The sequence below is a fragment of the Nonomuraea sp. 10N515B genome (genome assembly GCF_052245915.1).
Lineage (GTDB): Bacteria > Actinomycetota > Actinomycetes > Streptosporangiales > Streptosporangiaceae > Nonomuraea.
In genome coordinates this window covers 14,524-29,577 of sequence record NZ_JBQQBQ010000093.1, presented here as the reverse complement: position 1 = coordinate 29,577, position 15,054 = coordinate 14,524, and the positions used below count along the sequence as shown (strand labels likewise).

22 protein-coding genes and 1 tRNA gene are annotated in these 15,054 nt (G+C 67.3%); 11 read left to right on the top strand and 12 right to left on the bottom strand.

Annotation, left to right across the window (positions count from 1 at the left end; all coding sequences use genetic code 11):
• From ACTWQA_RS54440 to ACTWQA_RS54430, 3 genes are all read left to right on the top strand, one after another.
• Nucleotides 1-230 (top strand): DUF6223 family protein (locus ACTWQA_RS54440; protein WP_443166686.1); only part of this gene is annotated, 230 nt, incomplete at its 5' end.
• Nucleotides 231-637: 407 nt separating this feature from the next.
• Nucleotides 638-991, top strand: coding sequence for a DoxX family protein (locus ACTWQA_RS54435; RefSeq protein WP_443166685.1), 354 nt, complete (start codon nucleotides 638-640; stop codon nucleotides 989-991).
• 145 nt (nucleotides 992-1,136) lie between these two features.
• Complete coding sequence (locus tag ACTWQA_RS54430; RefSeq protein WP_443166684.1) at nucleotides 1,137-1,643, top strand: carboxymuconolactone decarboxylase family protein; 507 nt, start codon at nucleotides 1,137-1,139, stop codon at nucleotides 1,641-1,643.
• 192 nt (nucleotides 1,644-1,835) lie between these two features.
• On the opposite strand, the gene ACTWQA_RS54425 is transcribed toward ACTWQA_RS54430, so the two are convergent.
• Nucleotides 1,836-2,210 carry a hypothetical protein gene (locus ACTWQA_RS54425; RefSeq protein WP_443166683.1) on the bottom strand — a complete coding sequence of 125 codons (375 nt, stop codon included), beginning with the start codon at nucleotides 2,208-2,210 and terminating at the stop codon, nucleotides 1,836-1,838.
• Here ACTWQA_RS54425 and ACTWQA_RS54420 point away from each other — a divergent pair.
• Entirely contained in the window at nucleotides 2,199-2,357 is a 159-nt protein-coding gene (locus tag ACTWQA_RS54420; protein ID WP_443166682.1) for a hypothetical protein, read from the top strand. The genes ACTWQA_RS54425 and ACTWQA_RS54420 overlap by 12 nt on opposite strands.
• 32 nt (nucleotides 2,358-2,389) lie before the next feature.
• Here ACTWQA_RS54420 and lepB read toward each other — a convergent pair whose 3' ends face one another.
• Nucleotides 2,390-2,974: a signal peptidase I gene (gene lepB / locus ACTWQA_RS54415; protein ID WP_443166476.1), complete on the bottom strand. Its 585-nt coding sequence runs from the start codon at nucleotides 2,972-2,974 to the stop codon at nucleotides 2,390-2,392.
• Nucleotides 2,975-3,144: 170 nt separating this feature from the next.
• Here lepB and ACTWQA_RS54410 point away from each other — a divergent pair, with 170 nt between their 5' ends.
• Nucleotides 3,145-3,681 (top strand): HNH endonuclease, encoded by a 537-nt coding sequence (locus ACTWQA_RS54410; RefSeq protein WP_443166688.1) that lies wholly within the window; start codon nucleotides 3,145-3,147, stop codon nucleotides 3,679-3,681.
• A gap of 67 nt (nucleotides 3,682-3,748) precedes the next feature.
• On the opposite strand, the gene ACTWQA_RS54405 is transcribed toward ACTWQA_RS54410, so the two are convergent.
• From ACTWQA_RS54405 to ACTWQA_RS54385, 5 genes are all read right to left on the bottom strand, one after another.
• Complete coding sequence (locus tag ACTWQA_RS54405) at nucleotides 3,749-4,132, bottom strand: hypothetical protein (protein WP_443166681.1); 384 nt, start codon at nucleotides 4,130-4,132, stop codon at nucleotides 3,749-3,751.
• A gap of 157 nt (nucleotides 4,133-4,289) precedes the next feature.
• A tRNA-Ser gene (locus ACTWQA_RS54400) sits at nucleotides 4,290-4,376 on the bottom strand.
• 10 nt (nucleotides 4,377-4,386) lie between these two features.
• Nucleotides 4,387-4,842, bottom strand: coding sequence for a tRNA adenosine(34) deaminase TadA (tadA, locus tag ACTWQA_RS54395; RefSeq protein WP_327587137.1), 456 nt, complete (start codon nucleotides 4,840-4,842; stop codon nucleotides 4,387-4,389).
• Nucleotides 4,843-4,855: 13 nt separating this feature from the next.
• The gene (locus ACTWQA_RS54390; RefSeq protein WP_327587136.1) at nucleotides 4,856-5,332 is read right to left on the bottom strand and encodes a tRNA adenosine deaminase-associated protein; all 477 of its coding nucleotides are present in this window, start codon (nucleotides 5,330-5,332) and stop codon (nucleotides 4,856-4,858) included.
• A gap of 17 nt (nucleotides 5,333-5,349) precedes the next feature.
• Entirely contained in the window at nucleotides 5,350-5,865 is a 516-nt protein-coding gene (locus ACTWQA_RS54385; protein ID WP_443166680.1) for a tRNA adenosine deaminase-associated protein, read from the bottom strand.
• Nucleotides 5,866-6,012: 147 nt separating this feature from the next.
• Here ACTWQA_RS54385 and upp point away from each other — a divergent pair, with 147 nt between their 5' ends.
• The 5 genes from upp (at nucleotide 6,013) to ACTWQA_RS54360 (ending at nucleotide 10,013) form a co-directional block, all read left to right on the top strand.
• Nucleotides 6,013-6,651, top strand: coding sequence for a uracil phosphoribosyltransferase (upp, locus tag ACTWQA_RS54380; protein WP_443166679.1), 639 nt, complete (start codon nucleotides 6,013-6,015; stop codon nucleotides 6,649-6,651).
• Nucleotides 6,652-6,788: 137 nt separating this feature from the next.
• Complete coding sequence (locus ACTWQA_RS54375) at nucleotides 6,789-7,013, top strand: hypothetical protein (RefSeq protein ID WP_305917528.1); 225 nt, start codon at nucleotides 6,789-6,791, stop codon at nucleotides 7,011-7,013.
• A 251-nt stretch (nucleotides 7,014-7,264) separates the two neighbouring features.
• On the top strand, nucleotides 7,265-7,798 hold the full coding sequence (locus ACTWQA_RS54370; RefSeq protein ID WP_443166678.1) for a PH domain-containing protein: 534 nt from the start codon (nucleotides 7,265-7,267) through the stop codon (nucleotides 7,796-7,798).
• A 96-nt stretch (nucleotides 7,799-7,894) separates the two neighbouring features.
• On the top strand, nucleotides 7,895-9,238 hold the full coding sequence (locus ACTWQA_RS54365; RefSeq protein ID WP_443166677.1) for a helix-turn-helix domain-containing protein: 1,344 nt from the start codon (nucleotides 7,895-7,897) through the stop codon (nucleotides 9,236-9,238).
• Nucleotides 9,239-9,338: 100 nt separating this feature from the next.
• On the top strand, nucleotides 9,339-10,013 hold the full coding sequence (locus tag ACTWQA_RS54360; RefSeq protein ID WP_443166676.1) for a FadR/GntR family transcriptional regulator: 675 nt from the start codon (nucleotides 9,339-9,341) through the stop codon (nucleotides 10,011-10,013).
• Here ACTWQA_RS54360 and ACTWQA_RS54355 read toward each other — a convergent pair.
• Complete coding sequence (locus ACTWQA_RS54355; RefSeq protein WP_443166675.1) at nucleotides 10,000-10,839, bottom strand: SDR family oxidoreductase; 840 nt, start codon at nucleotides 10,837-10,839, stop codon at nucleotides 10,000-10,002. The genes ACTWQA_RS54360 and ACTWQA_RS54355 overlap by 14 nt on opposite strands.
• Nucleotides 10,836-11,123: an antibiotic biosynthesis monooxygenase gene (locus ACTWQA_RS54350; RefSeq protein WP_443166674.1), complete on the bottom strand. Its 288-nt coding sequence runs from the start codon at nucleotides 11,121-11,123 to the stop codon at nucleotides 10,836-10,838. Before ACTWQA_RS54350 ends, ACTWQA_RS54355 begins: the two co-directional genes overlap by 4 nt.
• 62 nt (nucleotides 11,124-11,185) lie before the next feature.
• Here ACTWQA_RS54350 and ACTWQA_RS54345 point away from each other — a divergent pair, with 62 nt between their 5' ends.
• On the top strand, nucleotides 11,186-11,662 hold the full coding sequence (locus tag ACTWQA_RS54345; protein ID WP_443166673.1) for a MarR family winged helix-turn-helix transcriptional regulator: 477 nt from the start codon (nucleotides 11,186-11,188) through the stop codon (nucleotides 11,660-11,662).
• A gap of 108 nt (nucleotides 11,663-11,770) precedes the next feature.
• Here ACTWQA_RS54345 and dnaN read toward each other — a convergent pair whose 3' ends face one another.
• From dnaN to ACTWQA_RS54330, 3 genes are all read right to left on the bottom strand, one after another.
• Nucleotides 11,771-12,868: a DNA polymerase III subunit beta gene (gene dnaN, locus ACTWQA_RS54340; protein ID WP_443166672.1), complete on the bottom strand. Its 1,098-nt coding sequence runs from the start codon at nucleotides 12,866-12,868 to the stop codon at nucleotides 11,771-11,773.
• Between the two features lie 72 nt (nucleotides 12,869-12,940).
• The gene (locus tag ACTWQA_RS54335) at nucleotides 12,941-13,600 is read right to left on the bottom strand and encodes a LuxR C-terminal-related transcriptional regulator (protein ID WP_443166671.1); all 660 of its coding nucleotides are present in this window, start codon (nucleotides 13,598-13,600) and stop codon (nucleotides 12,941-12,943) included.
• Complete coding sequence (locus ACTWQA_RS54330) at nucleotides 13,591-15,030, bottom strand: sensor histidine kinase (protein WP_443166670.1); 1,440 nt, start codon at nucleotides 15,028-15,030, stop codon at nucleotides 13,591-13,593. Before ACTWQA_RS54330 ends, ACTWQA_RS54335 begins: the two co-directional genes overlap by 10 nt.
• Nucleotides 15,031-15,054: the final 24 nt, after the last annotated feature.

Here is a 15,054-nt window from a genome sequence, read left to right as displayed (position 1 = left end):
GAGCCCGCTCCGCGGGTCGTATCGGCGTCGGCAACCGGCGCGCCGGCGCCGTCACGGCCCTGGCGCTCGGGCTGACCAGCCTGGTCATCGGTGGACTGCATGCGGCCAACTCCGCCGGCGGCTTCGGCACCGGCAACGGGCTGGCCGGGGCCATCTTCGCCCTGCTGCTCGGCCTGATCGGCACGGTCCTGGGTGGGCTGGCACTCTCCCGCTCCCGCCGCACCGCCTGACCCGACCAAGGCTCGGCATGGGCGAAGCAGGCGGAGCCTGCCGATGCTGATGGCCAAATCGCGGCACAAGGAACCGGAGAATCTGCGGCGCTACTTCACGTCCTCACCGGACGCCATCGCCGAGATCACCAGCCTGCTCGTCCCGCACCCGTGTCGCCTCACATTCCCGGCAGTCTTTTCGTCCGATTACTAAGACACCAGGTCGCAAGCCTCAATCCACCACTGAGATCGAGAAGGAAACCTCCCCATGCCCACGCGCACGACGTCTCCTCGCACACGCTCAGGTGGTCGTCCTACCTCACGCCACCCCTCACACGATGCCTACCGATGACGCACAGCGATCAACGATGCACTGACCGGCTTTCTCAACAGAAGTTCTTGAAGCAACCAACCACAACGGAGGGCTCATGTTCGCCGCTTATGTCACGGTCACCATCTTCGCCTCGGTATTGAACGGCAGCGCCGCCGTCGTCTACCTGATCGGCCACGAATTCCCAAAGGCCCAGGCGGACATGAAGCGCCTGCCCCGGTCGTGGGTACCGGTGCTGGGCATGTTGCTGGCGGCGGGCTCCTTGGGGCTGCTGGGCGGGTTCGCCATACCCATGCTGGGGACACTCGCCGCCTTCAGCCTTGTGTTGTACTTCCTCGGCGCGCTCCTTGCGCACCTACGAGTGGGATCCCGCAAGCTCGTGAACTGGGCCGGATTCTTCGCCACTGCGGTGGCCGCACTAGCCGTGAACCTGGCCTACCACTGGTCGTGATCCGTGGAGACAGGCTCACTCACCGAGCCGCCGCGGCATGACGATCGACGCGTCGCCTCACATTCCCAGCGGTTGTGTCGTCGGACTCCTGAGACACCATCCAAGCCCCAAGACCACCGCAGAGATTGAGAAGGAAAACCTCTCCATGTCCACGCCCACGACGACCAAGCAGGAAAACCTCCAGTCGCGTCTGCCCGACCCCACCCAGTTCTTCCCCGAGATGGCACAAATCGCCGGAGCCATGACCAAGGCCACCCGGAACGGCTCGATTCCGCAGACCACCATCAACCTGGTGCAGCTCCGGGCCGGGCAAATCGTCGCCAGCACGTACCACACCGTCCGGCAAACCGGCCTCCTCCGCAAGGCCGGGGAGACAGAGGAGCGCATCACCGCCGTGGCGTCATGGCAGGACGCCCCCTACTTCACCGACGCCGAACGGATCGCACTGGAGCTCGTGGAGGCCGTCCTCACCCCGAACCCGTCCGGGGAGCGCGTCCCCGACGAGCTGTACGCCAAGGCATCCACCCACTACGACGACAAGGCGCTCTGGACGCTCACCATCGTGATCAGCCAGATCTGCTTCTTCATCCCCGTCGCTCTCATCGCCAAGCCGATCCCCGGTAAGGCCCCTGGGAAGAATTACAGCAGGTAACGCCCGACAGGCTGTGGAAGAGCACACGGCGACTGTGCCTCCCCTTGAGAACGGCCGACTCTGTGCAAATCCCGCGTTTGCTGGGCGGGTGCGGTGGCCGCGGCCAGGCCGAGCCACCGCCCGGCCCTGGCCGCGAGATCCTTTAGCTTCGTCTGCGGCTTCTTCGCGTTCTTTGCGCCCATGTCCGTCTCCTCACATGCCGGAGGCGGTCGGGTCGACGGTCGGGGGGAGGTCGAGCGCTTCGACCAGGACACGGGTGCGTACGGCCTGATATCGGCCAATGACCTCGTCCAGGGTGGTGGTGGATCGTCCAGCCTTCTGCGACTGCTCTATCAGTTCGGTCAGCTTTTTCCCGGCTTGGGCGAGCTTGCCCCGCGCCTCGGTGATCCCCCACTGCGCCAGATCCTCCTTGGACTTGCCGGCCATCTCGTCGAGCTTGGCGTTCAGCTGCTCGATACCGTCGAGCAGGTTGAGGGCTTCCCGCGCGTCGGGATTGACGAGCTGCAGCACCTGCCGTTCGACCGTCCCACGGTCGGCCGGGGAGTCCCGCAGGACGTGGGTGAGCATCGCCATGTCGTTCGTGGTCACCTGGGTGCGGCCGTCGAGGAAGGCGGCGGGCTCGGCCTGGCCTGCGGGGTGCCGCCGTTCGCCTCGGTGTGGTTCGAGCGGCGCATGTCCCGGCGGGCGGTGGAGGTCGCCCCAGAAGCCGTCTGACGTGCGACGAACTCCACCCGCCGGCCCTGAATCTATGAGTTCGCCACATCGTCCACCACGCCGACAACGTCCGACACTCCTATGGTGCCGTTGCCGGCGTCGCCTGTGTGGGCACGGGAATCGAGGGAGACGCCGCGGTTGTCGCTCATGATCCAGAGTCGGTCTCGCGGCACGTACACCTCGAAATCCAGATCAGACGCAGGAAGCTCGGCGAGGTAGGGCTCGTCCAGGGGCTTGCGGTTCACTTCCAGCCGGCCCTGGGCGTCGCAGCACTTCACCCTCGCTCCGGGTATGCCGATGACCCGCGAGACATACGTACCGTCAGATGTAGTGGTGGACCACTCCCTCGGTGCGCGGTAAATGACGATGTCGCCGAGGCTCGGGACGTAACCGTCATCAGTCCGCCGCGCCGACACACGCGAGCCATTCTTGATCGTCGGCTCCATGGTCTCGGACGTCACGGTGAACGTGGACCTGCCGAGGGCCATGTTGGCCAGTCCGCAACCGGTGATCGGCGCCAGGATGAAGGCCAGGGAGAGGAGGGTCAGACATTGACGGATCATCAGGGCATTATCGGCGTGCTGTGACGATCTCCGCCACCAGATGATCGTGATCACGACGCCGGAGCTCTTTGTCGACCTGCGGGTGTGGTCATGAGGTCAGCGGTGCACGGCGGCCTCGTCGCCCTCGCCGGGGAACATCATCACCAGCAGGTGCTGCGGGGTTCCTCATCGAGAATGTCCGTGAGCATGCGTAGAGTCCCGCCATGTCGAACTGGTGAGACCACATCCCAGCGGAGATCGCCCGCGCCGTCTTCACGGAGGCCGGACACCGCTGCGCAGTTCCGACCTGCAAGCAGACGGCGGCGCTAGAGATCGAGCACATCGACGACTGGGCCAAGGTCAAAGAGCACAAATTCGAGAATCTGATCTTGCTGTGCGCTGTGTGCCACGCCCGCAAAGAGAAGGACACCAACGCGCGAGGCCTCGACCGCAAAGCCCTCCGTCAGTACAAGGCCAACCTTGCCGTTCTGAATGGCCGGTACAGCGACGTCGAGCGGAGAGTCCTGGAGTGGTTCGCAATGCATCCAGGTCAACGGATCATCGAACTCCCACTCTCCTCCGAGGTCCTCGTCATGTATCTCGTGAAGGAGGGGTACATAAACCAGATCCCATCGTTTCCACCCCTTCGCGGCCCATCGATGTTCGGCGACCAAGTGCGGTACGAGGAAGCCGTTCCCCAAAAAGGACACCTACGAGCTCACGGAGGAAGGCGCGGAATTCGTCCAGCGGTGGATCGGCGCGCAGCCGCTGTCCCAGGATAGAGAGTGACCCCACTCAACCGCCCGTACTCTCCTTCGGCGGCGGAAGCGTCGAATGTCGTGAGGGCTGTCACTCCCTCGGCGGCTCACCGCGCACCGTCACCGTGCGCTTCTCCTCCAGCAGCTGGCTGTACTTGATGAACGCGTTCGGCTCCGCCATGTCGACCGCTTCGGCGATCTCCCGCCACGTCACGTCATGAGTGCGCGCGCCAGCCACGGCACGCACCTCGGCCCGCACCGCTTCCTCGTACGCCTTGACGGCGTGCCGGTCAGCGACGAGCGCCGGCGCAGGCCGCTGCTCTCCGGCCGCCTCGACTAGAGCCTTGAAGCGTCGCGCGATCGTGTACGTATCACAAGTCTCACTGTCTCGAGCGCCGCCACGCTTGCCACCGGTCATCCATGTAACCCTGTACGTGGTGGCTTTCGCGCCCTTGCGCGTTTCGATCGATGCCATGGTCTGGCGTCCTTCCGTCTCGGAAGGTAGGCGACCACCGCCACCGGAGCTGCATTTCAAGATCGCCCGGAGGCCCGTTCCTCCACGGTTCCCCCATGATCTTGTTATGCGAAGGGCCTCCAACCCGTTTTCACAGGTTGGAGGCCCAATTTAGCGGCGGTGGTGGTGGGATTTGAACCCACGGATGAGTTGCCCCATCACACGCTTTCGAGGCGTGCGCCCTCGGCCACTAGGCGACACCACCGCGAACGAGCTTACCGGATCCGCCGAGTGGCAAAGAACTGCTTTAGGAGAGCCGAGCACTCCCCTGCCAGCACTCCCATGACGACCTCGGGCCGATGGTTGAGCCGGCGATCGCGTACGACGTCCCAGAGCGAGCCCACGGCCCCGCCCTTCTCGTCGACGGCCCCGTACACGATCCGATCGACCCTGGCCTGCACCGCGGCCCCGGCGCACATCGTGCACGGCTCCAGCGTGACCACCAGCGTGCAGCCGCTCAGCCGCCACTGGCCGCGCGCCGCGGCGGCCTGTCTGAGCGCGAGGACCTCGGCGTGGGCCGTGGGGTCGGCGGTGGACTCGCGGTCGTTGCCCGCCGCGGACAGGACCTCGCCCCCCGGCCCGAGCACCACAGCGCCCACGGGGATCTCCTCCCTGGCGGCCGCCGCGACGGCCTCCTCCAGGGCCAGGCGCATGGCCTCTTCGTGGGTCACCGGTCCGGCGGGGTCACCGCAGCCGGTCGAGCTCGTCGGCGAACGACAGCCGCTCGGCGATCACCGACAGGACGTCGGCAGGCAACAGGCCCTCTTCCATGCTGAGCTCCAGCAGCTCTTCCGAGCTCACGCCCAGGTCGCTGAGCAGCTCGAAGTCGCCGGCCGGGCGGATGCCGAGTCCGTTGCCCTCCTTGTCGGGCGCCACCCCGGCGAACTCGGCGAACAGCTCGCCCAGGCTGTCGGAGACCACGGCGTGCACGTCGGACAGGAACACGCGCGGCTCCTCCTCGCCCAGGTAGCGGGCGATGGCGAACCACTCGTCCTCGACCTCGACGCACAGCAGGGCCAGCTCGTCGCCGGTCAGCCCCAGCGCCTCGGTGACGGCGTCGCCGAAGTCGTCGACGATCTCAGCATCACTCAGATCGACCTCGGCACCGCTCCAGCCGTCGGAGGTCCTGACGAAGGCAGCAGAGAAGGTGTTGGACGCCATGTCCGCGCTCCAGGGGGTCAGCCGAAGACCGATTCGATGGCACGCTCGAACGGCTCAGAGAAGCCGAGCCGCGCGGCGATGCTGGACAACACATCTTCGGGAAGCAGATCGATGTCGCCGGAGAGGATGCCCAGCTCCATCTCGTCCAACCCGAGATCTGCGAAGATCGACAGATCTCCGGCGGGGAGCACGGTCTCCTCGTCCTGGAGGATCTCGTCGAGCTCCTCTTCATCCGGTACGGGCACGTCCAGGTAGTCGAGCGCCTGACGTGCCAGCGGGAAATCCCATGAGGCGGCGATGTCGGACAGGAAGACGCTGACCCGATCACCCAGCACCCGCAGCGCCACGAAGAACTCGTCCCCCACGGCGACCAGGCCGATCGTGGGGCTCTCGCTGGGCTGCTGCCGCAGTGCGTGGATCAGTCCCTTCAGATCGGACGTGAGCGTGACAGGCAGCAGCTCGGCATCCCAGCGATCATCCTCTCGATAGACCACGATGGCGAAGTCGAGCGCGTCTTCGTCTGTCATCGCCATGCCCACCCGATCTCTGACCCGACAGATATCACCAGGACCCAATCGTTCCAGAACCGGCCACTAGGCGTGTGCCTCTCCGACCAAATTGTGATCAAAACCAATACCGCGAGGTGCTGTCACTTGCCCCACAAGATACCGTTGTCCTCTATGGAGACCCTCGTTGTTGATCATCCGCTCGTGGCGCACAAGCTCACCACGCTGCGCGATGTCCGCACCGACTCGCCCACCTTTCGGAGGCTGGCGGACGAGCTGGTGACGCTGCTGGCGTACGAGGCCACCCGCGACGTGCGGGTCACCGACATCACCGTCCAGACGCCCGTCGCGCCCGCCAAGGGCGTGCACCTGGCCAGGCCCTACCCGCTGGTCGTGCCGATCCTGCGGGCCGGGCTCGGCATGCTCGACGGCATGACGAGGCTGCTCCCCACGGCCGAGGTGGGGTTCCTCGGCATGATCCGCAACGAGTCCACGCTGCAGGCGGAGACCTACGCCACGCGTCTGCCCGACGATCTGTCCGGGCGGCAGTGCTTCGTGGTCGACCCCATGCTGGCCACCGGCGGGACGCTGGCGGCGGCCGTGCAGTTCCTGTTCGACCGGGGAGCCGTGGACGTCACCGCCATCTGCCTGCTGGCCGCCCCGGAAGGGCTGGCGTACATGGACAAGGTGTTCGCCAACTCGGGCAAGCCGATCCGCGTCGTGACCGCCGCCCTTGACGAGCGGCTCAACGAGAACGGCTACATCGTGCCCGGACTCGGCGACGCGGGCGACCGCCTCTACGGCGTCGTCTGAGGCATCCCTATTTCATCACTCTCCGTCGTCGCTTCGTTACATAATGTGGTTGAGTGGGTACGAAGAGACGGGAAGGCAACTTCCGCATGCGCGTGGGGGAGCACGATGAGCTACATGCCCGGTGCCGAGGTGTCCTCGTGAACGAGCACATCGAGGCGGATCCGACTCCGTACGCGGAGGTCGAGGCGATGCTCCGCGAGGAGTTCGCCGGCGTTCACTCCACGACCACGGTAACGCGCTGCGTCGAGGCGGCGCACTATGGCGCGCTGGAGGTCACCGGCTACGCCCATCCGAGCCTTGTCGAACGCATCGCGCGCAAGCACCTCCACGTCCTGGCCCTGGTGGCGAGCGAACGTGGCTAACAAGATCAGAACCAACCCGCCAAGTCACCTTTACCCCGGCATCGGGGTGGGTAATGTATACGGCGGGTGGAGTGGGTAAGTGGCACGGAGGCGACGGTGCAGGTCAAAAAAGTCCTTACATACGGTGGTATCGCATTTGTGGCGTACTACCTCTTGGCCCGACCAACTGACGCCGCCAACGCGGTGAAGGGGGCGTTCGACACGGTGGTCAACGCGGCCGACTCGCTGGCCCAATTCGTGAACAGTCTCTCATGAGACTTGTGACCCACGGGGACTCCGCCCCGGCGTCGGTCAGTCGTTACCTCCTCCCCACCGAACAACAACACCTCATGGTGCGGCGGCATCCCGCCATCCTGCTCCGCCCGGTTGCCGAGGTGTTCGCCGGCTTGATCGTCGCCGGCCTGCTCAGCAAGTTCTTCGGCGACAACCAAGGAGGCGGCACGGCGCTGGTCGTCGTGTGGTGGTTGTGGCTCCTGCTGTTGATCCGTTTCGTATGGAAAGTCGCGGAGTGGTCGGTCGATTACTTTGTGGTGACCTCGAAACGGATGTTGCTCACCACAGGCCTCATTACTCGCAAGGTCGCGATGATGCCCTTGGGCAAGGTCACCGACATGAGCTTCCAGAGAACTCTCCTTGGGCGCATGCTCGGTTACGGTGAGTTCATCCTGGAATCGGCCGGACAAGACCAAGCTCTGTCAACGGTTGAGTACATTCCGTATCCGGAGACCCTCTACCTCGAGGTCTGCCAGATGCTTTTCCCCAGCAAGGACGACAGCGACGATTAATCCCCGGGTGGAGAATTCTTCACGCGGGGATACCAGATTCGGCTACTTCATGCAATCATTGCGTGTTGTTGACCCTTCCCCGCCTTGAGAGATGAGATGCCGAGTCAGGGAACCATCGGTGACCGCGTCCGTGGACTGCGGCTGAACAGGCGGATGTCACAGGCCCAGCTGGCCGGACCCGACCTGTCTGACAGTTATGTCTCGCTCATTGAGTCGGGCAAGCGCACGCCGACTCCTGTCGTGGCTCGGCTGCTGGCCGAGCGGCTTGGATGCACGACCGAGTTCCTCCTTCACGGGATCGAGCCTCGGCAGCGCATCGACACCGAGCTCGGGTTGCGCCATGCCGAGCTCGAGCTGCACCACGGCGACGCCATCGTCGCCGCGGACCGCTTCACGGAGATCGTGAAGGCAGCCGACGAGGAAAACGCCATGCTGACCGCACAGGCCCGCTTCGGCCGGGCCCGTGCCCTCGAGGCCCAGGGTCGCCTCGGCCAGGCGGTGGAGGCCTTCGAGCGCCTGCGCAGAGAGGCCGCGGCTCACCCCGAGCGGCTGGCCGACCTCCCGCTCACCATCGCGCTGAGCCGCTGCTACCAGCGGGCCGGCGACCGGCTGCGCGCTCGCGACCTGGCCACATACGCGCTGGAGCAGGCCGAGCGACTGTCCATCACCGAAGGCGAGATCGCCGTCGACCTGGCCACCGCGCTCATCGAGGCACGCGGCGAGCGGGAGAGCGGCTCCCCCGAGCTGGCATACGTCAAGCGGGTGCTGGACACGGCAGGCGTACCACAAGTTATGGACCGTTCCGGAGAGATCCGCACGTTGTGGCACGCGAGTGCCGCAGCCGCGGCAGGCGAGGACTCCGCGCTGGCCGTGCGCCTGGCTGACGACGCGATCATGGCTGGTCGCGCGTCCCGGCTCGCGCTGCAGCTGGCCCGGGCCGCCATGCACTGGTCCAGGATGGCCACCGCGCCGATCGACGAGGCCGAGCGGCTCATCACGGCCGCCTCCCAGGTCTTCGCCGGCTTCCCCAGCGCCACCCGCGAACACGGCGAGAGCCTCATCGTGCACGCGCGGGTGAGACTGCGGGCCGGCGACCCCGTGCGGGCCGCCGAGCTGGCTCATGCGGCGCTGGAGCCGTCGTCCGACCACGCGGGCATCACGCCCGTCGAGGCGCGCCTCGTGCTCGCCACCGTGGCGCTCGATCAGGGCCAGGACGCCACGGCGGACCTCGCCGCGGCTTCCCGGATGCTGAGCGCGCTGGACCGGCCGGTGTTCGGCACCGACCGGCAGGTCGCTCGCTGCTGGCGCGAGCTGGGCGACCTCTACGGCAGGGTCGGGTCCGTGGCGCAGCAGACGGCGGCATATCGTAAGGCCCTCGAAGCTGCCGGAGTCCGCTCCGCCATGGCGGGAGTCACGGTCGACGCCATAGTTTCCCGCTGAACCTCCGGAGAGCTCCAGATTTGGCTTTTGAGTCTGGAATAATTAGGGTCTACCAGTCATTGACTCATAGGATGATTGGTTTCCCCGGAGGAGGCGGACTGTGAGTCTGCGTACGGCGCAGCGGGCTTCGCTTGTCGACCAGGTGATCGACCAGCTCAAGGAGCAGATCACCTCAGGGTCGTGGCAGATGAACGGCAAGATCCCGACCGAGACCGTGCTCGCCGAGCAACTCGGAGTGGGTCGTAACACCGTTCGTGAGGCCGTACGCGCACTCACGCACGCCGGGCTGCTCGAGTGCCGTCAGGGGGACGGCACTTACGTCCGCGCGACCAGCGAGCTGTCCGGCGCCATGCTGCGGCGGCTGAAGAAGGCCGAGCAGCTGGAGATCCTCGAGGTACGCCGCGCGCTCGAGGTCGAGTCGGCGCGCCTGGCCGCCACCCGGCGCACCGACGAGGACATCGTCCACATCGAGGCGGCGCTGGCCGAGCGCGACCGCGCGTGGGAGCTGGACGACCCCGACTTCTTCGTCGAGGCCGACCTGGCCTTCCACATGGCGGTCGCGCACGCCACGCACAACCTCGTGCTGATCGACCTGTATGAGGACTTCTCGGCGGCCCTCCGCGCCAGCATCACGGCGGCGGGCACGTCGCTCAACAAGACCTACATCCCGCACGACGCGATCGCCCGCGCCATCGCGTCCGGGGACGCGACGGCGGCCGAGCGGGCCGGGCACGCCTGCATGGAGCACATCCTCATCGCGCTCACCGAATCCTGAGCCGGTCGGCGTGATCTTTCGCGAAGTCGGTGAATGACCTGCCGGGGCGGCCCGTCACGTCCGTGAACGCCGGCGTGGTGTAGTCGCCCCAACCCTGCGCGTACGCCGTGAGGTATTCCTTGGTGACCGCCGCGTCCCACTCCGACAGCCCGGCCGCTCGCATCGCACGCTCCACGTCGTCCACGGTGACCGGCTGGTAGTCGATCGGCGTGCCGTACACCTCGCTCAGTGCGGCGGCCGCGTCCCCCAGTGAGATGCTGGCCGGGCCCGTGAGAGTGTAAGTCTTGCCCTTGTGCGGCGCCGGATCACGCAGGACCGCGGCGGCGAAGTCGCCGATGTCGCGTACGTCGATCATGCTCACCCGGCCCTCGCCCGTCGCGCCGTAGAGGGTGTCGCCGTTCACCGAGCCGAAAAGGTTCTGCATGAAGAAGGCCGGGCGGATGACGGTCCAGCCGAGACCCGAGGCCGCGAGCTCGACGTCGGACAGGGCGTGCAGCCGGCCGTTGCGGGTCGGCGCGTCGTGGGCGGCGCCGATGGCCGACATGCGCACGATGTGGCCCACCCCGGCGTTTCTGGCCGCCCAGACGGCGTTCATGCTGGCGTGGGGCGCCTGCGGGCCCATCGCGGTCAGCAACCACAACGTGTCCACGCCCTTGAACGCCTGGCCGAGCGTGGCGGGGTCGTGCAAGTCGCCGACCGCCACCTCCACACCGGACGGCGCCTTCGCCGCGTCCCGCACCAGGACCCGCACATCCTCCGTGCCCGCCAAGGACCGCAGCACTGCGCTGGAAACGGTGCCGGTGGCACCGGTGATCAAAATGGTCATCGTATTGTCCCCTCTTCCATGGACACGAGCTCGTCGATCAGATCGAAAAAGGCCTGGATGCCAGGCAGGTTCGCGCCTTTGGCGCGGGAGGCGGCGAAGTCCTCCGGCGTGCGCCACTCCACGATGTCCAGCCACTCGCCGTCGGACACGCGGACCAGCTTGGCGCCCAGGAATCCCGCCCGATCGGCCTGGAAGTCCGCGACCATCCGCGGGCGTGCCGCCAGAAGCAGGTCGGCCTGCTCGAGTGCGACACGGAACCTGGTGAGTTCCACCGTTGTCGTCATGCCACGACAATATAGTAATGATTGATGACGGTCAAGATTAGTGACTAAATGGAGGCTGTGAGGTGCGCAGGAGCCAGCGCAAGCAGGAGGAGCCCGATCTCGGCATCCTGTCCAGCCGGACCCTTTTCAGCCTGCAGCGGGAGCTGTTCAGCCGGCTGAGCGAGCAGGGGCATCCGCAGGTGCGGCCACGGCACGGTGCGGTGATCGCCTACCTGGACGAGGAAGGCAGCAGGGCCACCGACCTGGCGGCACAGTCCGGGCAGCACAAGCAGGTAATCGGCACCCTGGTGGACGAGCTGGTGGAGCTCGGGTATGTGGAACGCCGGCCGGACCCGGCCGACCGCCGCGCCAAGCTGATCGTGCCTACCGAGAAGGGCCGCGATCACATGGCCAAGTCGGACGCGATCCTCGCCGCGGTGGAGGCGGAGCATGCGCAGGCCGTGGGTGAGCAGGCGTATGCGGACTTCAAGCGGGTCTTCAAGGCGGTGGCCGACCGCCAAACCGGAAAGGACCGCACCGACGTGCCGCCCCGGGACTGACCCCGCCCCGGCGCCCCGCCCTCCCCCGGCCGAAGCGGCCGGTCCGCGTTTGCAGGGAGGCACGGCCCCCCGGGCAGAATGTGTCTCCCGCGCGAAGCCGCAGGGTCCTTACTGCTGGCGGAGAGACATGACCAGGTAGCGGAAGGACGGGGCGGCGTCGCCCGGAACGTCCTGGATGAGGGCGGGCCTGGTCGGCGACTCCATGTTGATGCGGGCCAGGTCGCTCTCGATCCCCACCAGCCCATCTAGCAGGAACTGCGACTGGAAGGCGATCTGGATGTCCTCACCCCGCAGCTCGCACTCGACCACCTCGGTGCCGCGCCCGATGTCGCCGCCACCCGCCTGGATCAGCACCTGCCCCTGCGTGAACGACAGCCGGATGGCGGTGTTGCGCTCGGCCACCAGCGCCACCCGCTTGATCGCGTTGACGAACGGCGTCACCGGCACGTCGGCCCTGATCGACCAGTCGTTGGTCAGCCTGGCACGGTAGTCGATGAACTGCTCGTCGAGCAGCCGCACCGTCGTGCTGCGCCCCACGCTCTCGAACCCGGCCACCCCGTCGCCCATCGCGATCCACACCTCGCCGCCGCGCAGCGACTTGGCCACCTCGACCAGCACCCGGGCCGGCACCATCGCGGAGACGGCCACGTCAGGACTGGCCGGACGCCAGGTGAAGTCGCGGGCCCCGATGCGGTAGCGGTCGGTCGCCGCCATCGCCACGGACTCGCCGTCGATGTCGACCCTGATGCCGGTGAGCATCGGCAGCGTGTCGTCGCGGCTGGCGGCGGGCGCGACCTGGCCGACGGCCGAGGCGAACACGCCGCCGCCGACGGCGCCGATGGCCGGCGGCATCGTGGGCAGGCTCGGAAAGTCCTCGACCGGCATCGTGACGAGCCCGAACTCGGCACTGCCACAGGTCAGCACCGCCTCAGGGCCTTCGGTGACGATCTCCACGTCGTCCGCGGGCAGGCTCCGGCTGATCTCGGCCAAGAGCCGGCCGGGGATCAGCACGCTGCCTTCCTCGGCCACGTCGGCGTCGATCACGGCCCGGGCGGAGACGTCGTAGTCGAACGCGGACAGGCTCAGATCCTCGCCTGCCTCCAGCAGGAGCCCGGACAGGACGGGCACTACAGGGCGGCTGGGCAGGACTCGGGCAGCCCACGCCACCGCCTCTGCGAGTACATCGCGGTTAACCCGGATTTTCACCTGTTACACCCCTTCGTCGCGCCGTGCCTCTATGAAAATATCCGAGAGGACCGACAACTCAGGGCCACGTTGTCAGCCGCGGCTGTTGAGGTACGCGAGCACGGCCAGCACCCGCCGGTTGTCGTCGTCCGACGGCGCGAGGCCCAGCTTGGCGAAGATGTTGGCGGTGTGTTTGGCGACGGCGCTCTCGCTGAGGTAGAGCCGCTGGGAGATCGCCGCGTTGGAGCGCCCTTCCGCCATGGCCTCGAGCACCTCCCGCTCCCTCGGCGTGAGCGCGGCCAGCGGCTCGTGCCTGGCGTTGCTGGCCAGCAGCTTGGCGATGACCTCCGGGTCCATGGCGGTGCCGCCTTTGGCGACCCTGCGTACCGCGTCGATGAACTGCTCGGCGTTGAAGACCCGGTCCTTGAGCAGGTAGCCGATCCCGCCTGAGCCGTCGGCCAGCAGCTCGCGGGCATACAGCTGCTCGACGTGCTGGGACAGCACGAGGATCGGCAGGCCCGGCACGGACTTCCTGGCCGCGAGCGCCGCCTGCAGGCCCTCGTCGGTGAACGTGGGCGGCAGCCGCACGTCGACGATCGAGACGTCCGGGCGCAGCTCGAGCAGGCCCTTCAGCAGTTCGGGGCCGGATTCCACCGCGGCGACGACGTCGAAGCCGTGGGCCTGCAGCAGGTGCACCAGGCCGTCTCTGAGCAGGTAGAGGTCCTCGGCGATGAGCACGCGGTTCATCGGCATGGACGCCAGGGCTTGGTCGGGGTCGCTTCCACCATCCAGCGCTCCCTGTTGTGGGTCGCGGGGATACGAATGGCCATGACGTGCATGCTAAGCCCGAGCGCGATCATGCCGATGATCGTCGGCCACTGCCAGACTTCGGGGAGGTGCAGCGCCAGGAACCAGGACTTCTCGTCGAAGTCGATGATCTTGAAGATGGCCGGCACGAACCCCTGCGGGAACGTCGGGCACCAGGCCGTCGCCCACAGGAAGCCGAGCAGGATCGCCTTTCGGCGGGGAAGCCTGCCCAGGTCGCCCGACCAGTGCTCGGGCAGCGCCCTGGGCAGCTCCATCGTCACCGTGGTGGGGCCGCCGGGCGGGCTGTTCAGCGCGAGCACACCGTCGAACGCCGCCAGCCTCCGCTCGATGCCGGACAGGCCGCTGCCCTTGGCCGGATCGGCCCCGCCCATGCCGTCGTCGGTGACCGTGATGCGCAGGTCAGGGCCGTTGGAGCTGAGGTCCACGGCCGCCGACCTGGCGTCGCCGTGCCGGGCCGCGTTGGAGAGCAGCTCGCTGACGGCGAAGTACGCCGCCGCCTCGACCGGCGCCTCCGGCCGGTGCGGCAGGTCGACGTCCACGGTGACCCGCATCGGGCTGTCCATGGCCAGGGCGCGGACGGCGTCGCCCAGTCCGCGTTCGGCCAGCACCGGAGGGTGGATGCCACGGATGACCCTGCGCAGCTCGGTCAGCGTGTCGGAGGAGGCGTCCCTGGCCTTGGCCAGCAGCGCCTTGGCCGCCGACGGGTCCTTGTCCATCAGCTCCTCGGCGGCGCCGAGCGTCATGCCGATCGCCACCAGCCTGGCCTGCGTGCCGTCATGCAGGTCGCGTTCGATCCTGCGCATCTCGGCCGCCTGCGAGTCGGTCGCCAGGTTGCGGGTGCGCTTGAGATGGCTCACCTGGCTGGCCAGACGGCTCGCGGCCGTCGCGCCGAGCAGCAGGTTGCTCCAGAGCGCGTAGAGCCGCAGGCCCAGCTCCGGGGCCAGGACGAGCAGCGGCAGCAACGCCGCCTTGGCCAGCGGGTCCAGCAGCAGCCAGAGGTCGTCGCGCCAGGTCGCCGGGTCAGTGATCATCCACTTCCAGCGATCGTTCCAGGCGGGGATGCGCGGCGTCCGGTAGAGGGTGCGATCGGAGCGGTACATCCCGTCCGGTCCCGGCACGGGAGGCGGGGGCTTGGGCAGGTAGGGGGCCTCGATCGGGATGCCCGTCCACGCGCGCAGGAGCCGCCTGTTGAGCTCGGCCAGCCTCCTGACCATCCGAACCTGCGGCTGGAACAGGAAGACCATGCCCATCGCCACCGCCAGGACCAGCATGACCACGGACAGGAGGATCAGCGGCACCTCGACGACGAGCAGCGCGAGCAGCACCGTGACCTGACCTAACCTCCGCAAGAGCATGCCTTCAGTCTGCGACAGCGAGGG

What these genes read in the sequence shown, in the direction of transcription:
- ACTWQA_RS54435 (WP_443166685.1), top strand. Translation starts at nt 638, where the DNA reads ATGTTCGCCGCTTATGTCACGGTCACCATCTTCGCCTCGGTATTGAAC.
- ACTWQA_RS54430 (WP_443166684.1), top strand. Translation starts at nt 1,137, where the DNA reads ATGTCCACGCCCACGACGACCAAGCAGGAAAACCTCCAGTCGCGTCTG.
- ACTWQA_RS54425 (WP_443166683.1), bottom strand. Translation starts at nt 2,210, where the DNA reads ATGCTCACCCACGTCCTGCGGGACTCCCCGGCCGACCGTGGGACGGTC.
- ACTWQA_RS54405 (WP_443166681.1), bottom strand. Translation starts at nt 4,132, where the DNA reads ATGGCATCGATCGAAACGCGCAAGGGCGCGAAAGCCACCACGTACAGG.
- ACTWQA_RS54390 (WP_327587136.1), bottom strand. Translation starts at nt 5,332, where the DNA reads ATGGCGTCCAACACCTTCTCTGCTGCCTTCGTCAGGACCTCCGACGGC.
- ACTWQA_RS54385 (WP_443166680.1), bottom strand. Translation starts at nt 5,865, where the DNA reads ATGGCGATGACAGACGAAGACGCGCTCGACTTCGCCATCGTGGTCTAT.
- upp (WP_443166679.1), top strand. Translation starts at nt 6,013, where the DNA reads ATGGAGACCCTCGTTGTTGATCATCCGCTCGTGGCGCACAAGCTCACC.
- ACTWQA_RS54370 (WP_443166678.1), top strand. Translation starts at nt 7,265, where the DNA reads ATGAGACTTGTGACCCACGGGGACTCCGCCCCGGCGTCGGTCAGTCGT.
- ACTWQA_RS54365 (WP_443166677.1), top strand. Translation starts at nt 7,895, where the DNA reads ATGCCGAGTCAGGGAACCATCGGTGACCGCGTCCGTGGACTGCGGCTG.
- ACTWQA_RS54355 (WP_443166675.1), bottom strand. Translation starts at nt 10,839, where the DNA reads ATGACCATTTTGATCACCGGTGCCACCGGCACCGTTTCCAGCGCAGTG.
- ACTWQA_RS54350 (WP_443166674.1), bottom strand. Translation starts at nt 11,123, where the DNA reads ATGACGACAACGGTGGAACTCACCAGGTTCCGTGTCGCACTCGAGCAG.
- ACTWQA_RS54335 (WP_443166671.1), bottom strand. Translation starts at nt 13,600, where the DNA reads ATGCCGATGAACCGCGTGCTCATCGCCGAGGACCTCTACCTGCTCAGA.
- ACTWQA_RS54330 (WP_443166670.1), bottom strand. Translation starts at nt 15,030, where the DNA reads ATGCTCTTGCGGAGGTTAGGTCAGGTCACGGTGCTGCTCGCGCTGCTC.